The 16668-nt window shown below is 75.5% G+C and carries 11 protein-coding genes and 1 pseudogene; 5 read left to right on the forward strand and 7 right to left on the reverse strand.

Annotated elements, in window-relative coordinates; translation table 11 throughout:
* Window positions 1-34: 34 nt before the first annotated feature.
* From ACSNOC_RS12660 to ACSNOC_RS12680, 5 genes are all read right to left on the reverse strand, one after another.
* Window positions 35-301, reverse strand: coding sequence for a DUF4235 domain-containing protein (locus ACSNOC_RS12660; RefSeq protein WP_436747469.1), 267 nt, complete (start codon window positions 299-301; stop codon window positions 35-37).
* Entirely contained in the window at window positions 298-549 is a 252-nt protein-coding gene (locus ACSNOC_RS12665; RefSeq protein WP_436747470.1) for a DUF3618 domain-containing protein, read from the reverse strand. The genes ACSNOC_RS12660 and ACSNOC_RS12665 overlap by 4 nt, the downstream gene beginning before the upstream one ends.
* The gene (locus ACSNOC_RS12670) at window positions 546-965 is read right to left on the reverse strand and encodes a phage holin family protein (RefSeq protein WP_436747471.1); all 420 of its coding nucleotides are present in this window, start codon (window positions 963-965) and stop codon (window positions 546-548) included. Before ACSNOC_RS12670 ends, ACSNOC_RS12665 begins: the two co-directional genes overlap by 4 nt.
* A gap of 77 nt (window positions 966-1042) precedes the next feature.
* Complete coding sequence (locus ACSNOC_RS12675) at window positions 1043-3499, reverse strand: SpoIIE family protein phosphatase (protein WP_436747472.1); 2457 nt, start codon at window positions 3497-3499, stop codon at window positions 1043-1045.
* Window positions 3435-7685, reverse strand: a complete 4251-nt coding sequence (locus ACSNOC_RS12680) for a HAMP domain-containing protein (RefSeq protein WP_436747473.1) — start codon at window positions 7683-7685, stop codon at window positions 3435-3437. Before ACSNOC_RS12680 ends, ACSNOC_RS12675 begins: the two co-directional genes overlap by 65 nt.
* 360 nt (window positions 7686-8045) lie before the next feature.
* Between ACSNOC_RS12680 and ACSNOC_RS12685 the strand changes: the two genes are divergently transcribed.
* Together ACSNOC_RS12685 and ACSNOC_RS12690 are read left to right on the forward strand one after the other, a co-directional pair.
* Window positions 8046-9872, forward strand: coding sequence for a protein kinase domain-containing protein (locus ACSNOC_RS12685; RefSeq protein WP_436747474.1), 1827 nt, complete (start codon window positions 8046-8048; stop codon window positions 9870-9872).
* Between the two features lie 24 nt (window positions 9873-9896).
* Window positions 9897-10394 carry a hypothetical protein gene (locus tag ACSNOC_RS12690; protein ID WP_436747475.1) on the forward strand — a complete coding sequence of 166 codons (498 nt, stop codon included), beginning with the start codon at window positions 9897-9899 and terminating at the stop codon, window positions 10392-10394.
* Between the two features lie 34 nt (window positions 10395-10428).
* On the opposite strand, the gene ACSNOC_RS12695 is transcribed toward ACSNOC_RS12690, so the two are convergent.
* The gene (locus ACSNOC_RS12695; RefSeq protein ID WP_436747476.1) at window positions 10429-11553 is read right to left on the reverse strand and encodes an aminoglycoside phosphotransferase family protein; all 1125 of its coding nucleotides are present in this window, start codon (window positions 11551-11553) and stop codon (window positions 10429-10431) included.
* A gap of 248 nt (window positions 11554-11801) precedes the next feature.
* On the opposite strand from ACSNOC_RS12695, the gene ACSNOC_RS12700 reads away from it, so the two are divergent.
* A complete protein-coding gene (locus ACSNOC_RS12700) occupies window positions 11802-13265 on the forward strand; it encodes a DNA-binding protein NsdB (protein WP_436747477.1) in 1464 nt (487 codons plus the stop codon).
* 69 nt (window positions 13266-13334) lie between these two features.
* On the opposite strand, the gene ACSNOC_RS12705 is transcribed toward ACSNOC_RS12700, so the two are convergent.
* Entirely contained in the window at window positions 13335-14750 is a 1416-nt protein-coding gene (locus ACSNOC_RS12705; RefSeq protein WP_436747478.1) for a PP2C family protein-serine/threonine phosphatase, read from the reverse strand.
* A gap of 242 nt (window positions 14751-14992) precedes the next feature.
* Here ACSNOC_RS12705 and ACSNOC_RS12710 point away from each other — a divergent pair, with 242 nt between their 5' ends.
* Entirely contained in the window at window positions 14993-16429 is a 1437-nt protein-coding gene (locus tag ACSNOC_RS12710; RefSeq protein ID WP_436747479.1) for a HEAT repeat domain-containing protein, read from the forward strand.
* 98 nt (window positions 16430-16527) lie between these two features.
* Window positions 16528-16668, forward strand: a pseudogene (locus tag ACSNOC_RS12715) (glycosyltransferase family 1 protein); the annotation flags it as partial.

A 16668-nucleotide genomic window follows, 5' to 3' on the forward strand; every position in this document is an offset into this window, starting at 1 on the left:
CGCGGCGCGGGCGGCGGGAGGACGGCGGACCGGGTCAGCCCGGCCAGACCCCGGTCAGGCGGTGTGCCGCCGTGGCCCCGCCGCGGTCGACGGCCGCCTTGACCACGGCGAAGATGGCGCCCTGGAGCGCCGCCGCCAGCAGGATCTCCCGCCAGGCGCGGTCCGCGTCGGTGGCGTCGGGCGCGTCGTCGTCGTGCCCGAGGACCTTCCACGCCTGTTTGAAGGCCGCGCCCGCCACCGCGCCGCTGAGGGCGCCGAGGGCCAGGCCGACCGGCTTGTAGACGATCTTCGAGGCTTTCACCGGCTCCTCCAGGCCCGCACCGCGCTCACCGACGCCACGACCGCGGCGGTCGCCGCCGCCGTCCCGGCCACCACCGGCACCGGGTTGTCGCGCACGGCGCGCGTGGCGCGGCCCGCGCTCTCCCGCACCCGGGCCTTCACGTCCGTCCGGGCGGCGAGCCGGGCCACCGTCTCGCCCAGCTCCTGTCGCGTGTCCTCCACCCGTTCGCGCAGCTCGCGCGTGGTCGCCGTCTCGGCCTCCCCGGTCATCGGTGCGCCCTCTCCCTGATCTCGGCGACGTCGGCCTTCACGCTGTCGATGGCCCGCTCGGGCACCGGGGGCGTGGCCTGCCGGACCTTCCGGCGGCCCAGCGCCGCCAGCACCCCGGCGAGGACCAGCAGGAACACGGTCACGATCAGGGCCGCGGCCCATACCGGCAGTGCCACCGCCAGCGCGGCGATCCCGGTGGCCACCAGCGCCTGGAAGGCGCCCATCGCCACCACCGCCGCGCCGCCGAACAGGCCGCCGCCGATGCCGAACCGCTTCCCCTTGTCGGCCATCTCCGCCTGCGCCAGCCGCAGCTCTTCCCGTACCAGCCGCGACACCTGCTCCGACGCCCGGGAGACCAGCGCGCCGACCGACTCCTCGTGGACACCCGTCCCGGGCCGGTGGTCGGTGCTCGTCATCACGTCTCACCTCAACCTTCCTTGCTCGCCCGCCCCGGTTACCCCGGCCCGCCGCGCTCATGCCACCGGCGGGCCGATCAGCGCAGATGGATCCCGACGAGGCAGGTGTCGTCGTCGGTGTCCGCGTTGCTGTGGGTGAGCACGTGGTCCAGCCGGCGTTCCAGGTCGCCGGTGGCGGCCTGGGCCGTGGTCAGCAGGCGGCCCAGGGACTGCTGCACGGAACGGTCCCGCCGCTCGATCAGCCCGTCCGTGAACATCAGCAGCGTGTCGCCCGGTTCGAGCTGCACCTGCCCCTCCTCGTAGGCCGTCTCGGCCAGCGCGCCCAGCAGCAGCCCGTCCAGCAGCGGCAGCGTGGTGCTCTCCCGCTCGCGGATCAGGACCGGCGGCAGGTGCCCGGCCCTGGCCCAGCGCAGCAGCCGCGTCCGCGGCTCGTACAGCGCGCAGACGGCCGTCGCGGTCACGTGGTCGGTGAGGTGGTGGGCGACCAGGTTCAGCCAGGACAGCAGCTGGGCCGGGCCCGCGCCGGTCGTGGCCAGGCCGCGCAGGGCGTTGCGCAGGACGACCATGTCGGTGGCCGCACCGATGCCGTGGCCCGCCACGTCGCCCACGCACAGCAGGATCTCCTTCGACGGCAGCACCACCGCGTCGTACCAGTCCCCGCCCACCAGGTGCTCGATCTCGGCGGGCCGGTACCGGACGGCGACCCGCAGGCCCGGGGCGTCGATCGGGCGCCGGGTCGGCGGCATGATGGCGTGCTGGAGCTGGAGCGCCAGGCGGCTGTGCTCCGCCGACTCCTGCTCGCTGTGCGCCAGCCGGTCGCGGGTCGCGGCCAGCGCCACCTCGGTCCAGTGCTGCGCGGAGATGTCCTGGTAGGCGCCCCGCACCGAGTGCACCTGCCCCCGCGCGTCGAGGACCGGCTCGGCCACCACGCGGATGTGGCGGACGATGCCGTCCGGGCGCCGGAGGCGGAACGCGGTCGAGGCGGGCCTGCGGTGGTGCAGCAGGGTGCGCAGGAAGCGGCCGATGGCCACGTCGTCGTCCGGGTGGGCGTGCGCGGGCAGCCGCTCCAGCGGGATCGGGCCGGCCGTCGGGGGCACCCCGTAGAGGGAGAAGAGCTGGTTGTTCCAGGTGATCTCGCCGGTCCTGACGTTCTCCTCGAACCCGCCGATGCGCCCCAGCCGCTGCGCGTGCTGGAGGAGGGCGGCGAGCCGGGCCGTCTCGTCCTGCACCCGCCACACCAGCAGCACGCCGCCGCCGTGCCGGCTCAGGCTCACGTCGGCGGTCGTGGTCAGCGGCACCTGGCCGACGAGGGCGGTCAGGGCCATCCGTTCGGCGCGGAACGGCTCGCCCGTCGCCCACACCCGCTCGATCCGCGAGAACAGGCCGCTCTCGGCCGCCGTCATCGGGTACGCCTCCAGCAGCAGCCCGCCGGCCAGCGCGGCGCGCGGGCGGCCCGCCGGGTCGAGGAAGCGGCCGTTGACGTGGTGGAGGCGGAAGTCGGCCAGCGCGCCGCCGGAGTCCAGGTGCGGCAGCAGGACCAGCGCGGGATCGTGCAGCCCGTCGGCGAGGTCCACCAGCTCGGCCACGGCCCGGTCCGGCGCCGCCTCCCGCGCGGCCGGGAACTCGCCGGCCTCCGGATCCCGCGCCTCCAGGGCGTGCGCGCACAGCTCGGCCAGGGCCTCGATCTGCCGCCGGATCACCGGTGGCCGCGGCTCCAGCCGGCCCGGCCAGCACACCTCCAGCACCCCCACCACCCGGCCGCCGGTGCGGGCGGGCACGGCGACCCGGCCGCCGCCGGGCCACTGCCGGTGGCCGATCGACGGCAGCCCCGAACCCGCGAGCGCGGGGATCCACACGGCCCGGCGCTCGGTCAGCGCCCGGCCGGCCACCGTCGCCACCCCCGGCGGCACATGGTGCCACCGGGCGGTCTCCTCGGGCAGGAACCCGGCGTGACCGGCCAGGCCGAGGGACAGGTCGGGGCCCGCCGCCCAGACCGCCACGGCGTGGGCGCCGAGCGGCGCCAGCGCGTGCGCGAGGATCGCGCCGGCGACCCGCTGGGCGTCGCCGGCCGCGGCCAGCGCGCCGCTCTCCGCCGCGCGCAGCCGCACGGCGACCGCCGGGCCGCCGGCCTCCCGGGCCGCCCGGGTGAGGTGGTCGGGCGCGGACCGGTTGACGATGTCGGCGGCCAGCTCCAGCGGCGACAGGCCGGCCTGCCGGGCCAGCCCGGTGAGCTGCCGGTCCGCCTCGGCCGGGCCGCACCCCAGCCGCTCCACCAGCACCCCCTTGGCCAGCTCGACCAGCGCCCGGCCGTCCGCCGCGGCCCGTTCCTCGGCCAGCTGCCTGCGCAGCCGCTCCACCGTGGCGGCGAGGCGGCCGGCGTCGGTCTCCGCCGGCGCCGCGCCGCCGGGCGGGCCCGGGGGGCGGTCGTCGGGTTGCCGGGGGATCCGCACGGGCCGCTCCTCGGGGGCCTCACGCGTCCAGCCAGCGCCGGACGCAGGCGATGAAGTCGTCGCCGTCGATGGGCTTGGTGACATGGTCGCTCGCCCCGGCGGCGAGGCTCTTCTCCCGGTCGCCCGGCATCGCCTTCGCGGTGACGGCGATGATCGGCAGCTCCTCGTATCCGGGCATGGCGCGGATGGCGCCGGTCGCCGCGTACCCGTCCATCTCCGGCATCATCACGTCCATCAGGACCAGGTCGACCTCCGGGTGGGCGCGCAGCGTCTCGATGCCCGTGCGGCCGTTGTCGGCGCGCAGCACCCGCATCCCGTGCAGCTCCAGGATCCCGGTCAGGGCGTACACGTTCCGCGGGTCGTCGTCCACCACCAGCACGGTCCGCCCGGCCAGCGCCCCGTCCGCGGACTCCGCCGGCGCCGGCCCGGTGTCCTCGGCCCGGACCAGCGGCAGCACGCCGCCCGCGTCCTGGGCGCTGAGGTGCAGGGTGACGCGCTCGCGCAGCTCGTCCAGGCTGGACAGCAGCTCCAGCGGCCGGTCCGCGGCACGGGCCTGCAGCGCCGCCTCGCGCTCCGGGTCGAGCCGCCGGCTGTGGTGGGCCAGCACGGGCACCCCGCGCAGCGCCGGGTCCCGCTCCAGCGCCTCCAGGAACCGCAGCGCGGCGTCGTCGGGCGTGCCCAGCTCCAGGACCACGCAGTGGCAGCTGCGCGCCGCGAGCACGGCCGCGGCCTCCCGGGTGTCCGTGGCCGTGACCACCTCGGTCCGGCCGGGGGCGTCGGCCAGGCCGGGGTTCTCGGCCAGGTCGGCCACCGCGTTCTCCGTCACCAGGGAGAGCAGGCCGCGCGGGTTCCGCTCGACGACCAGCACCCGGCGCCGCCGCTGCTCCGGCGGAATGGCCTGGACGGCGGCGGCCCCCGGCTCGCCGGCGGCCGGCGGTCCGGCGAAGTCGGGCCGGGCGACCGGCAGACAGAGGGTGAACGTGCTGCCGTCGCCCGGCGTGCTCGACGCGGTGATCGCCCCGCCCAGCAGGTAGGCGATCTCGCGGCTGATGGACAGACCGAGGCCGGTTCCGCCGTACTTGCGGCTCGTGGTGCCGTCGGCCTGCTGGAACGCGCCGAAGATCGTCTCCAGTTGCTGCTCGGGGATGCCGATGCCGGTGTCCCGCACCCGGAAGGCGATGGCCGGGCCGTGGTGGCGGACCGGGGGCGGCAGCTCCGCCGCGGCGACCGGCTCGATCCGCAGCTCGACGCTGCCGGACTCGGTGAACTTCACGGCGTTGGACAGCAGGTTGCGCAGCACCTGGCGCAGCCGGGAGTCGTCGGTCAGCAGCTCCGCGGGCACCCCGGGGGCGGTGGTCACCCGGAACTCCAGGCCCTTCTCGGTGGTCAGCGGGCGGAAGGTGACCTCGGCGTACTCCACCAGCCGGCGCAGCGGGACGCGTTCGGGGTGGACGTCCATCTTGCCCGCCTCGACCTTCGACAGGTCGAGGATGTCGTTGATGAGCTGGAGCAGGTCCGAGCCGGCGGAGTGGATGATGCCCGCGTACTCGACCTGCTTCGGCGTCAGGTTCCGCGTCGGGTTCTGGGCCAGCAACTGGGCGAGGACCAGCAGGCTGTTGAGCGGGGTGCGCAGCTCGTGGCTCATGTTGGCCAGGAACTCCGACTTGTACTTCGAGGCGAGCGAGAGCTGCTGCGCCCGGTCCTCCAGCTCCTGCCGGGCCTGCTCGATCTCCAGGTTCTTGGTCTCGATGTCGCTGTTCTGGGCGGCGAGCAGGGCCGCCTTCTCCTCCAGCTCGGCGTTGGAGCGCTGCAGTTCCTCCTGCCGGACCTGCAACTCCTCCGAACGGGCCCGCAGCTCGGCGGTCAGCCGCTGCGAGCGCTCCAGCAGTTCATCCGTCCGGGCGTTGGCCAGGATCGTGTTGACGTTGACGCCGATGGTCTCCATCAGCTGTTCCAGGAAGTCCCGGTGGACCGGTGTGAAGGCGCGCGTCGAGGCCAGCTCGATCACCCCGAGCACCTGCTCCTCCGCCACGATGGGCAGCACGATCAGGCTGGCCGGGGCGGCCTGGCCCAGGCCGGAGGAGATGGTGACGTAGCCGTCCGGCAGGTCGTCCACGGCGATGACGCGGCGGCTGCGTGCCGCCTGCCCGACCAGCGACTGGCCCGGGCGGAAACGGACGGGCCGGTCCGTGGGCTCCGGGAATCCGTAGGAGCCGATCAGCTTCAGCTCGGTGCCGCCGGCGTGCTCCTCCGCCAGGTAGAACGCGCCGAACTGGGCGCCGACCAGGGGCGTCAGCTCGTCCATGATCAGGTCGGCCACCACCGACAGGTCCCGCCGGCCCTGCATCAGCCCCGATATCCCGGCCAGGTTGGTCTTCAGCCAGTCCTTCTCCTGGTTGGCGCGGGTCGTCTCGCGCAGCGACCGCACCATCGAGTTGATGTTGTCCTTCAGTTCGGCGACCTCGCCCGAGGCGTCCACGGTGATGGACCGGGTCAGGTCGCCCTCGGCCACGGCGCTGGTGACCTCCGCGATCGCCCGCACCTGACGGGTGAGGTTGCCGGCCAGCTCGTTGACGTTCTCGGTCAGCCGCTTCCAGGTGCCGGAGACGCCCTCGACCTCGGCCTGGCCGCCGAGGCGTCCCTCGCTGCCCACCTCCCGGGCGACGCGGGTGACTTCGGCGGCGAAGGCGGAGAGCTGGTCGACCATCGTGTTGATGGTGGTCTTCAGCTCCAGGATCTCGCCGCGCGCGTCCACGTCGATCTTGCGCGTCAGGTCGCCCTGCGCCACCGCCGTCGTCACCTGGGCGATGTTGCGCACCTGGTTGGTGAGGTTGGTGGCCATGGAGTTGACGTTGTCGGTGAGGTCCTTCCAGGTGCCCGCCACGTTGGGCACCCGCGCCTGGCCGCCGAGCATGCCCTCGGTGCCCACCTCGCGGGCGACGCGGGTGACCTCGTCGGCGAACGCGGACAGCGTGTCGACCATCGTGTTGATCACCCCGGCCAGGGCGGCGACCTCGCCCTTCGCCTCGACCGTGATCTTCTGCGACAGGTCGCCGCGGGCCACGGCCGTCGCGACCTGCGCGATGGACCGCACCTGGCCGGTGAGGTTGGAGGCCATCACGTTGACGTTGTCGGTCAGGTCCTTCCAGGTGCCGGAGACACCCCGCACCGTGGCCTGACCGCCCAGGTTGCCCTCGGTGCCGACCTCGCGGGCGACGCGGGTGACTTCGTCGGCGAAGGCGGAGAGCTGGTCGACCATCGTGTTGATGGTGGTCTTCAGCTCCAGGATCTCGCCGCGCGCCGTGACCGTGATCTTCTGCGACAGGTCGCCGCGGGCCACGGCCGTCGCGACCTGCGCGATGGACCGCACCTGGTCGGTGAGGTTGCCGGCCATGAAGTTGACGGAGTCGGTGAGGTCGCGCCACACGCCGCCGACGCCGGGCACCTCGGCCTGGCCGCCGAGCATCCCCTCGGTGCCGACCTCGCGGGCCATGCGGGTGACTTCGTCGGCGAAGGCGGAGAGCTGGTCGACCATCGTGTTGACGGTGCTCTTCAGCTCCAGGATCTCGCCGCGCGCGTCCACGGTGATCTTCTGCGACAGGTCGCCCTGCGCCACCGCCGTCGTCACCTGGGCGATGTTGCGCACCTGGTCGGTGAGGTTGCCGGCCATGAAGTTGACGGAGTCGGTGAGGTCGCGCCACACGCCGCCGACGCCCGGCACCTGCGCCTGGCCGCCGAGGCGCCCCTCGCTGCCCACCTCGCGGGCGACGCGGGTGACTTCGTCGGCGAAGGCGGAGAGCTGGTCGACCATCGTGTTGACGGTCTCCTTCAGCACGAGGATCTCGCCGCGCGCGTCCACGTCGATCTTCTGCGACAGGTCGCCCCGCGCCACCGCCGTGGCCACCTGGGCGATGTCGCGGACCTGGGTGGTGAGATTGCCCGCCATCGCGTTGACGGACTCCGTCAGGGCCTGCCACGTCCCCGACACGCCGGGCACCTCGGCCTGGCCGCCGAGCCGGCCGTCGGTGCCGACCTCGCGCGCGACCCGGGTGACCTCCGAGGTGAACAGCGAGAGCTGGTCCACCATGCCGTTGAACACCGTGGCGATCTCGCCCAGGAGCCCGCCCGCGTCGTTCGGCAGTCGCGTCCCGAAGTCCCCGTCCCGGACGGCCGTCAGCCCGGCCAGGAGCCGGCGCAGCTCCGGCTCGCCGACCTTGGCGGCGCCCCGCGCGGCCCTGCTGCGCGAGCCCGCGGACGTCGCGTCACTCATGCCGAACCTCGATCCGCATCCATTCCGACAGGGTCGAACAGATCAAGCGCAGCCCTCGCCCGCCACAGGGACGGACGGGCCATAATCGCACACCGCGGGCCCACACTGTTGCCGTCAGGCAACTGTGCGGTCCGCAGCGAGGCTACCGCACCACGCAGGGCCAACGGCCGCTCCGATGTCTCCTCTGCCCGCTCTCCCGTCCCCCGGCAGGGTGAACTCCGGAGCGCGGGGCGAAAGTCACTTTTCCCGCCGCCCGGCATAAGAAGGGCCGTCGCTGGAAGCCATACTGGGAACACTGGACGGAACTGGACAGCCAGTGGGGGCGGTTGAGAGCCGGACGACGGGGGCGAGACATCCGACATGGCCGAACGCACGCTCAGCCACGGCCGTTACCACCTGCTCGAACTCATCGGGCGCGGGGGCATGGGGGAGGTGTGGCGCGCCCGCGACGCGTCGCTGGACCGGCGGGTCGCCGTCAAGTGCCTGAAGCCGCTGGGCGCCCGGCAGGAGGAGCCGTTCCTGCGCGCGCTGCGCGAGCGCTTCCGGCGCGAGGCGCGGGTGGCCGCCGCGCTCCAGCACCGCGGCATCACCGTGGTCCACGACTTCGGCGAGGCCGACGGCACGCTCTATCTGGTGATGGAGCTGCTGGACGGCCACAACCTCAGCCAGGTGCTGCACGACCTGAGGCCCGAGCCGCTGTCCGTGCCGGAGATCGCGGACATCGCGGACCAGGTGGCCGCCGCCCTCGCCTACACCCACGAACAGGGCGTCATCCACCGGGACCTCAAGCCCGCCAACGTCATGCGGCTGGCCGACGGCACCGTGAAGATCTGCGACTTCGGCATCGCCCGGCTCGCCCAGGACATCGGCCTCAGCGCCAAGCTGACCTCGGCGGGCATGGCGATGGGCACCCCGCACTACATGTCGCCCGAGCAGATCGCGGGCCTGCCCGTCGACCACCGCAGCGATCTGTACTCGCTCGGCTGCGTCCTGTACGAGATCGCCACCGGCGCCCCGCCGTTCGACCTCGGTGACCCGTGGGCCATCCTCGTCGGGCACCGCGACACCCCGCCCGAGCCGCCGCGCGCCCGCCGCCCCGATCTGCCGGAGGAGCTGGAGGAGTTCATCCTCGCGCTGCTCGCCAAGGACCCCGCCGACCGGCCCCAGGACGTCGCCGCGCGGGCCCGCGCCCTGGTGGCGGCCGGGAGCGGCACCACCCTCGCCGTCCGGGTGCCCGCCCCGCGCCCGGCCGGGCGGCTGCCGGAGTGGACGCGCGGCATGCGGGCCGGGTCACGGGCCAGCGGCTCCTGGTCGCTGAGGCTCCCGCCGCCCGACCGGTCGGCGGGGCTGACCGGCCAGTGGACCACCGGCGTCCCCCGGTCGGCCGTCGCCCAGCTCCCCGCCGGGGGCGGCGGTCCCGCGCCCGAGTACCTCGCCGTGCTCTCCAGCCGCCACCGGGCCGGGCTCAGCCTCGGCCGCCTCGGCCGCTGGGAGGAGGCGTGCGACGTGCACGGGTCGGTCGCCGCCGAACGGGAGCGGGCCCTCGGCCCCGACCACCCGGACACGCTGGAGAGCCGGTTCGAGACCGCGTACGCCCTGGGCCGGCTGGGCCGCTGGGCCGAGGCCCTCGACGGCTACCTGCGCGTCGCCGAGGCCAGGGCCCGCACGCTCGGGCCCGACCACCCCGCCACCCTCGACGCCCGCTACGACGCGGGCGTCAGCCTCGGCCGCCTGGGCCGCCCGGCCGAGGCCCTCGCGCTCTACACCGACCTGGCCGCCGCCAGGACCCGCGCCCAGGGCGCCGGCCACCCCGAGACCCTGCGCGCCCGGCACGGCCGCGGCGTCAGCCTGGGGCGGCTCGGCCGCTGGGAGGAGGCGCTGGCCGAGGCCGGCGAGGTCTGGGCCGCCCGCGCCCGCGTGCTGGGCCCCGACCACGCCGACACCCTGGTCAGCCGCCGCGAGATCGCCGTCGCGCTGGGCTGGCTGGACCGGTGGGAGGCCGCCCTGGAGGAGCACCGCCAGGTGCGGCGGGCCCGGGAGCGCGCCCTGGGCCCCGGCCACCCGGACGCACTCGCCAGCCGCAACGACGAGGCGCACTGCCTGGAGCAGCTCGGCCGCTCGCTGGAGGCGGTCGAGCTCTACCGCCAGGTGGCCACTCTCCGGGACCGTCCAGCGGCGGAGGGCTGAGGGCGCCGCACGTACCATGGCGACATGTCGTTTCTCCGTCGCCGCAACGCCGCTTCACCCGCCGGGCCCGACTTCGACGTGCTGGCCATGGACCCGGGCGACTGGCCCGGCGTGCTGGGCGCGGGGCTGCTCCCCGCGCCCGACGGAAGCTGCCAGGGCGTGGTGCTGCGGTACGACCTGTTCGGCGGGCGCGGCCCGGCGATGGTCATCGGCAACCTGCCGGAGGGCTCCCCGGCCCGGGACGTGGCCGACGGCGAGGTGCCGTTCGAGGTGCACCAGCTTCTGGTGGCCCTGGAGATCGACGAGGAGGTCCGGGTCACCGGGACCGAGGAGACCCCCGTCATGCACGACGGGAGCCTGCTCATCGTGCGCCGCGTGCTGTGCTCGGAGGGCCGGATCTCGTGCGTGCAGTTCGACCGCAGCGACGGCGTGCTGGTCACCATCGCGAGCTGGGACCGCCCCATCACCGACGAGCTGTACCAGCTCCTGAAGCCGCTTCCCGCCGAGATGTTCCAGCGCTGACGCCGCCGCCCGCCGTCCCCCGGTGCGCGCGCGGTCAACGGGTCCCCACCGCCGTGCGGACCGCCCGGCGGACCTGGGTCCAGTCGTCGTGCAGCCGCCGCAGCAGCAGCCGCTGGGCCTCGCCGTAGGCCAGCGGAGCGCCGGGCCGGTCGCCCCCGCCCGCGCGCGGCGCGTCCGGGTGGCGCATCGCCCGCTGCACGGCGTCCTCGCAGCGGCGGATCTCCCGGGTGAGCACCACCATCAGGTTGACCAGGAACGCGTCGCGCCCGCGCGCGCCCGCCGCGTGCGCCGCCTGGCTGATCTGCCGCCGGGGCAGCGGCGCGTCGCCCACCCCCGCCCACAGCGTCGCCAGGTCATACCCCGGCAGGTACCAGCCCGCCGCGTCCCAGCCGAGCAGCACCGGGCCGGTCGGGGCCAGCAGCACGTTGGCCGGGGTGGCCGCGCCGTGGCAGAACTGCCGGGGCGGCTCCGTCCGGCCGCGCCCGCACAGCCCGCGCAGCAGCGTCTTCAGGTCGCTCACGTCCCGGTCGGTGAGCAGCCCCAGCGCGTGGTAGCGCGCCAGCGCCGCCGGGTAGTTGATCACCTCGGGGAACGTGCCCGCCGGCGGGCACCACGCGTTGAGCCGGCCCAGGGCGGTCAGGGCCGCCCGCAGTTCGGCGGGCGACGCGCCGGTCCCGGTCCCGGGGTGCCGGCCCCCGGCCGCGGTGCGCCCCGGGATGAACTCGGTGACCAGCGTGCAGCCGCGCGGGTCGTCGGCGATGAGGCCGGGCACCCGCACCGGCGGGCGGTGCCGCAGCAGGCCGCGGTGCACCGCTATTTCGCGCCGGAACCGCTCCGCGCCGTCCCCGACGGGGTCCAGCAGGCGCTTCGCCACCGCCGCCCGCCGGCCGGCCGTCCCGATGAGCACCACGGAGTCCGCGGTGTCCCGGGCCACCCGCGCCGGGGTGAACTCCGGGCAGATCTCGTGCACGGCGGCCAGTGTGGCGCGCAGCCGGTCGCCGCGCGCGCCCGAGAGATCCAGCCGGCCCGCGACGGGCGGCGGCCCGCCGCGGCGGGGCCGGCGGGCCCGCTCGTCAGCGCCGGCGACGGCCGTGCCGCCGGGCTGGCCGCCCGGGCGCGGTCGCTGCCGGGTGATCACGGGGGAGAGTGCTGGATACATAGGCGGGCATGGTCCCTTCGTGTGCCGGAAGGTGCCGGAAGGTTCATGGCGCCCCCGGGCCGGACAGACCTCTTTGGCACCCTGGGGAAATGCCGGAAGGTTCACCGGTCCCGGGTGGCGCGACGTCTACACCACTCCCTCGCGCGGGTGGCACACCATCTGGCGTGGCCTGGCGAACCATGGCGAATCGCCATGGGGCCGTTGCGCGACGGTTACTGTCAACTCAGCCGAGATCCTGGGGGCTTGACGTGAGCAGGGGACCCAACACCCGACTCGAGGACTTGTTCAGGCTCGCCGGCTGGTCCAAGGGGGAACTCGCCAGGCTGGTCAACCGCCAGGCGGCAGCCCAGGGCTATCCGCAGCTCGCCACGGACACCTCACGGGTACGGCGGTGGATCGACGTGGGCGAGACCCCGCGCGATCCGGTGCCCGAGGTGCTGGCGACCCTGTTCACCGAGCGACTCGGCCGTGTCGTGACCATCGAGGACCTCGGGTTGCGCCGGTCAGGGGACGCGGGGACACGGCCGTCCGTGCACGGACTGCCGTGGGCGCCCCGGCGGACGGCCGCGGTCCTCACCGAATTCACGGGAATGGACCTCATGCTCAACCGACGCGGCATGGTGGGCGCGGGTGTTGCGCTCGCCGCGGGATCCGCACTCAGCGACGCCATGCACGACTGGCTCCGGGCCGCTCCGGCCCGCGACGCCGCTTCCCCCCACGACCCCTCATCGGCAACGGACCCCGCCGGCTTCGACCGGTACGAGGCCGCCCCCGTCGGCGCGGAGGAGATCGAGGCCCTGGAGCACTCGGTCGAGATCTTCCGCGCCTGGGACGCCTCCCGGGGCGGCGGACTCCAGCGCAAGGCGGTGGTCGGCCAGCTCAACGAGGTGGGCGGCATGCTCGCCTACCGCCACCCGGACGCCCTGCAGCGGCGGCTGTGGGGCGTGGCCGCCGACCTGGCGGTGCTGGCCGGCTGGATGTCCCACGACATCGGGCTGGAGCCGACCGCCCAGAAGTACTTCGTGATCGCCGCCCACGCCGCACGCGAGGGCGGCGACCGCCCGCGCGCGGGGGAGGCGCTGTCGCGCGCCGCCCGGCAGATGGTGCACCTCGGCCGGCCGGACGACGCCCTGGACCTGCTGCGGCTGGCCGGGTCCGGCATGGGCGAGGAGGCGCTGCCGCGCACCCGGGCCATGCTGTGCACGATCGAGGCCTGGGCGCGGGCCGCGCTGGGCCAGGGGCAGGCCACGCGGCGGCTGCTGGGCGAGGCGGAGCACCTGTTCGTCACCGAGCGGAACGACACCCCGCCGCCCGGCTGGATGCGGATGTTCGACGAGGCGGACCTGTACGGCATGCAGGCCCTGGCCTACCGCACGCTGGCCGAGCACGAGCCGACCGCGGCCCGCCCGGCGCTGCGCAACGCCGAACAGGCCCTGGCGCTGCGGGTGGACGAGCGGCAGCGGTCCCGGATCTTCGACGAGATCACGCTCGCCTCGGCGTGCCTCATCGCCGACGAGCCGGAGCGCGCCGACCACCACGCCCGGCTGGCCCTGTCCGCGGTCGGGGAGAACTCCTCGCACCGCACCTGGGACCGGCTGCGGCAGATGCGCCGCCTCACCGGGCCCTACGCGGGCGTGCCCCGGATCGACGCGCTCCGCGAGGAGCTGGACGAGGCGCTCCCGGCCGCGGCCGGGGCGCCGCGCCCGGTGTGACCGCCCCCCGCGCGGGCGCGCACCGATCCGGCCGTGCGCCCGCGCGGGAACCGGGGGGCGCGCCTCGGTTCAGGGGCGTACGCGGGCCACCAGCAGGCAGGCGTCGTCCTCCCGGCCCGACTCGCCGCACTCGCCGAGCACCACGCGCAGCGCCTCCAGGGCGCTGGCCGCCGAGGTGAGGCGGGGGGCCAGGGCGATCAGACGCCGGTCGCCGCCGTGACCGGCCCTGCCGTCCGGGGGGATGTCCGAAAACAGACCGTCCGTGTGGAGGACCAGCACGTCGCCGGGCTCCAGCCGGTCGGCGCGCTCCTCGTACGCGGTGTCCGCGATGGCGCCCAGCAGCGTGCCGGCCGGCCTGGGCAGCGCCCAGCCCGTGCCGCCGCGGCACAGCAGCGGCGCCGGGTGGCCGGCCTGGGCCCAGGTCAGCAGGCGCCCGGCCGGCTCGTAGCGGCAGCACAGCGCGCTGGCCAGCACCGGGTGGGCGCCCCGGTCCAGGAGCTGGTTGAGGTGGCCGAGCAGCGTTCCCGGCTCCGCGCCGGTCAGCGCGATGCCGCGGAGGGCGCCCAGCGCCGTGGCCGTCCCGGCCGCCGCGGCGGGGCCGCGGCCGGACAGGTCGCCCACGGACAGCATCCGGCCGCCGTCCGGCAGCTCCAGCGCGTCGTACCACTTGCCGCTCATCGGGGAGCCCGCCCGCGCGGGCAGGTAGCGGGCCGCCAGCTCCAGCGAGCCCGGCCTGCCCTCCGCCCGGCCCGGGTCGTGCGAGCCCAGCCACGGCGCGAGCGCCGAGTCCTCCAGCTCGATCGCCAGCCCGTGCCCGGCCCGCGCGATGCGGCGCTGCCGCCGCAGCTCCTCCGCCGCCCGGTCCGCGTCGGGGCCGGGCGCGGCCACCGGCGTCCCGCTGCGGCGCAGCTCGCTCACGTCGCGGATCATCGCCCACATCGCCACCGTTCCGCCGTGGTCGTCGAGCACCGGCTCGCCCGCCATCTGCACGGTGCGCTCGGAGCCGTCGGGCCGGGTGATGCGGAACTCGCAGTCCATGGGCCGCCCGTCGACCAGGCAGCCGGTGACGGCGGCGGTCAGCGCGGGCTGGTCCTCCGGCGGCAGGAACGACGGGAGCTGGTCGAGGGTGAGCGGGCCGTCCTGGGCGGGACGGCCGAAGATGGAGAACAGCTCCTCGGACCAGACGACGCCGTCGGTCAGCAGGTTCCACTCGGCGCTGCCGATCCGCTGGCCCAGCCGGACCCGGCCCTCGCCGCCGGGCGCCGCGCGGAGCTGGTCGAGCTGCTCGCCGAAGTCGTCCAGGCGGTGCGCCGCCAGCTCCCACGCGGCGCGCCGTATGCCGTGTGCGGCGCCCTGGGCCGACTCGCCGAGCCGCACCGCGTCCAGATCGTCGCGCAGCCGGCGGGTCCGCGCGATCAGATCGTCGAGGGTCGCCCCGGGGGGAACGTCGTTCGCCGGGTGTTCAGGGTTCTGGGAGGAGAGCATGCGTGATTCCCGATACGGCGCGGTCGGGCATGGGGCGTCCCGCGGCGGACGCCGGGGGAGCCGGAGCGGTCGGCGCGGACGACTCCAGACTGTTGCACAGCCTTCCCGTTCCGGTGAGAGATTCAGCCGCCCCGCGAGTGCGGTTCCCGGGGGGAAGGTGTAGAACCTCTGTCATCCGGCAAGGAGCCGTCGGGACGGAAATCCCGTTGCCACGTGATCGCACGCGTCGGATGCTGACTCATATGTTCGCCAGCCCTACCGAAACAGACATAGCGCCCAGCGGGACCCTTCTCGGGCTCCTCCAGCGAGGGCGCGGTGACGGGTGGCTGCACGCCCTGGCGGCTCCCAGGGCGGAGGCCGTCGCCGCGCTGGACCACTGCGTGCTGAACGATCCCCGCCGGGACTGGCAGCTCGAACACCGCTCGCTCTACTACGCGAGGCTCTACGCCGAGCTCGGCGCCGGCCTCGACGCGATCGCGGGCCACCTGTTCCACCCCGACGACGCCGTCCGCCCCGACGAGGAGCGCACCGGCCTCGCGCTGTCCGTCCTGGGCCACCTCACCGCCTACGGCAACGGCGACGCGCCGCGCCTGCTGCGCCGGTACGCGGCCGAGGGCGCCAACTGGCGCTGGGCGCTGGACGAGCTCGCCGTCCGCGACGACGACGGCGCGCTGCGCGCCCTGGGGCCGCGCATCCTCGCCAGGTTCCCGCGGACCGAGGAGGGCGACGCGGCGCTGACCGCCGCCGTCCGCGACTCCTTCGAACCGCGTCCCTGGCGCCTGTGGGCCGAGGACCCGGCCCGCCCCGAGCAGCGCGCCCGGCTGGAACGCGCCCTGGAGGAGGGCGACTTCGACCGCTGGCAGCGGCAGCTCCGCCCGGCCGGGCCGCAGCCCGGCCGGAGCGTGCGCGCCGTCCTGGACTGGGCGCGCGAGGGCTACGAGCAGACGCCGCGGCAGTGGCGCGAGGCGTCCGCCGCCCGGTGCCTGGGCGCCGTGGCCGGTCCCGGGGACCGGCCCGAGCTGCTGGCCGCCGCCGCGGGCGGGCAGCCCGCGGTCCGCGCCGCGGCGCTGCGCCACCTCGCCGAGCGCGGCGACCCGGAGGCGTTCCCGCTCATCCGGGACGCCGCCGCCAGCCCGGACCCGGACGTGGCGCGCGCCGCCGCGACCGCGTTCTCCCGGATGCGCGGACGCGCCGCCCTCGCCCAGGCCAGACGCTGGGCGGACCGCGGCGACGAGCTGGGGGCGCGCGCCGCCGCCATGCTCGCCGAGCGCGGCGAGCCCCGCGACGCGCCGCGCGTGCTGGCCGCGCTGCTGCGCACGGTGCGCGCCCACGGCAGCGACGCCCGGGAGCTGCGTCCCCTGGTCGAGGGCGCCGGCCGGCTCGCCGTCGCCACCGCCGCGCCCGTCCTGCGGTACGTCTACCGCGAGACGTCCTCCTCCCACCTGCGCGGGCACGCCGCCCGCGCGCTGGCGGCCACCGACCCGTCCTTCGGATCCGGCTTCGCCGTCGAGTGCCTGTGGGACTGCGAGGAGGACACCCGCGAGGTCGCCGCCCGCCACGCCACCGTGCTCGACACCCGTGTCGTCGAACGGCTGCGCCGTCTCGCCACCGACCCCGCCGAGCGCGCGGGGGTCCTCACGGCCGTCCGGGGCAGGCTGGCCAGGCGCGCCGCAGGCTGAAAACCGACGATGCTCATGGGACGTTCTCCGGGCGGCCACGCGGATGTGGGCGGGGGAACCCCGGCGGCGGCGACAACAGCCGTATGCGCACCTCCCCGATGCGAATCGTCCTCATCACCGAGTCGTACCCCCCCGACGTCAACGGCGTCGCCCACTGCGCCCTGCAGACGGCCGCCCACCTGACACGGCGCGGCCACCACCCGCTGGTCGTCGCCCCCGCTCCCGCCCCCGGTGTCCGC

This window comes from Streptomyces sp. URMC 129, assembly GCF_051386415.1.
Lineage (GTDB): Bacteria > Actinomycetota > Actinomycetes > Streptomycetales > Streptomycetaceae > Streptomyces.

What these genes read in the sequence shown, in the direction of transcription:
- ACSNOC_RS12665 (WP_436747470.1), bottom strand. Translation starts at nt 549, where the DNA reads ATGACCGGGGAGGCCGAGACGGCGACCACGCGCGAGCTGCGCGAACGG.
- ACSNOC_RS12670 (WP_436747471.1), bottom strand. Translation starts at nt 965, where the DNA reads ATGACGAGCACCGACCACCGGCCCGGGACGGGTGTCCACGAGGAGTCG.
- ACSNOC_RS12675 (WP_436747472.1), bottom strand. Translation starts at nt 3,499, where the DNA reads ATGTCACCAAGCCCATCGACGGCGACGACTTCATCGCCTGCGTCCGGC.
- ACSNOC_RS12680 (WP_436747473.1), bottom strand. Translation starts at nt 7,685, where the DNA reads ATGAGTGACGCGACGTCCGCGGGCTCGCGCAGCAGGGCCGCGCGGGGC.
- ACSNOC_RS12685 (WP_436747474.1), top strand. Translation starts at nt 8,046, where the DNA reads ATGGCCGAACGCACGCTCAGCCACGGCCGTTACCACCTGCTCGAACTC.
- ACSNOC_RS12690 (WP_436747475.1), top strand. Translation starts at nt 9,897, where the DNA reads ATGTCGTTTCTCCGTCGCCGCAACGCCGCTTCACCCGCCGGGCCCGAC.
- ACSNOC_RS12695 (WP_436747476.1), bottom strand. Translation starts at nt 11,553, where the DNA reads ATGTATCCAGCACTCTCCCCCGTGATCACCCGGCAGCGACCGCGCCCG.
- ACSNOC_RS12705 (WP_436747478.1), bottom strand. Translation starts at nt 14,750, where the DNA reads ATGCTCTCCTCCCAGAACCCTGAACACCCGGCGAACGACGTTCCCCCC.
- ACSNOC_RS12710 (WP_436747479.1), top strand. Translation starts at nt 14,993, where the DNA reads ATGTTCGCCAGCCCTACCGAAACAGACATAGCGCCCAGCGGGACCCTT.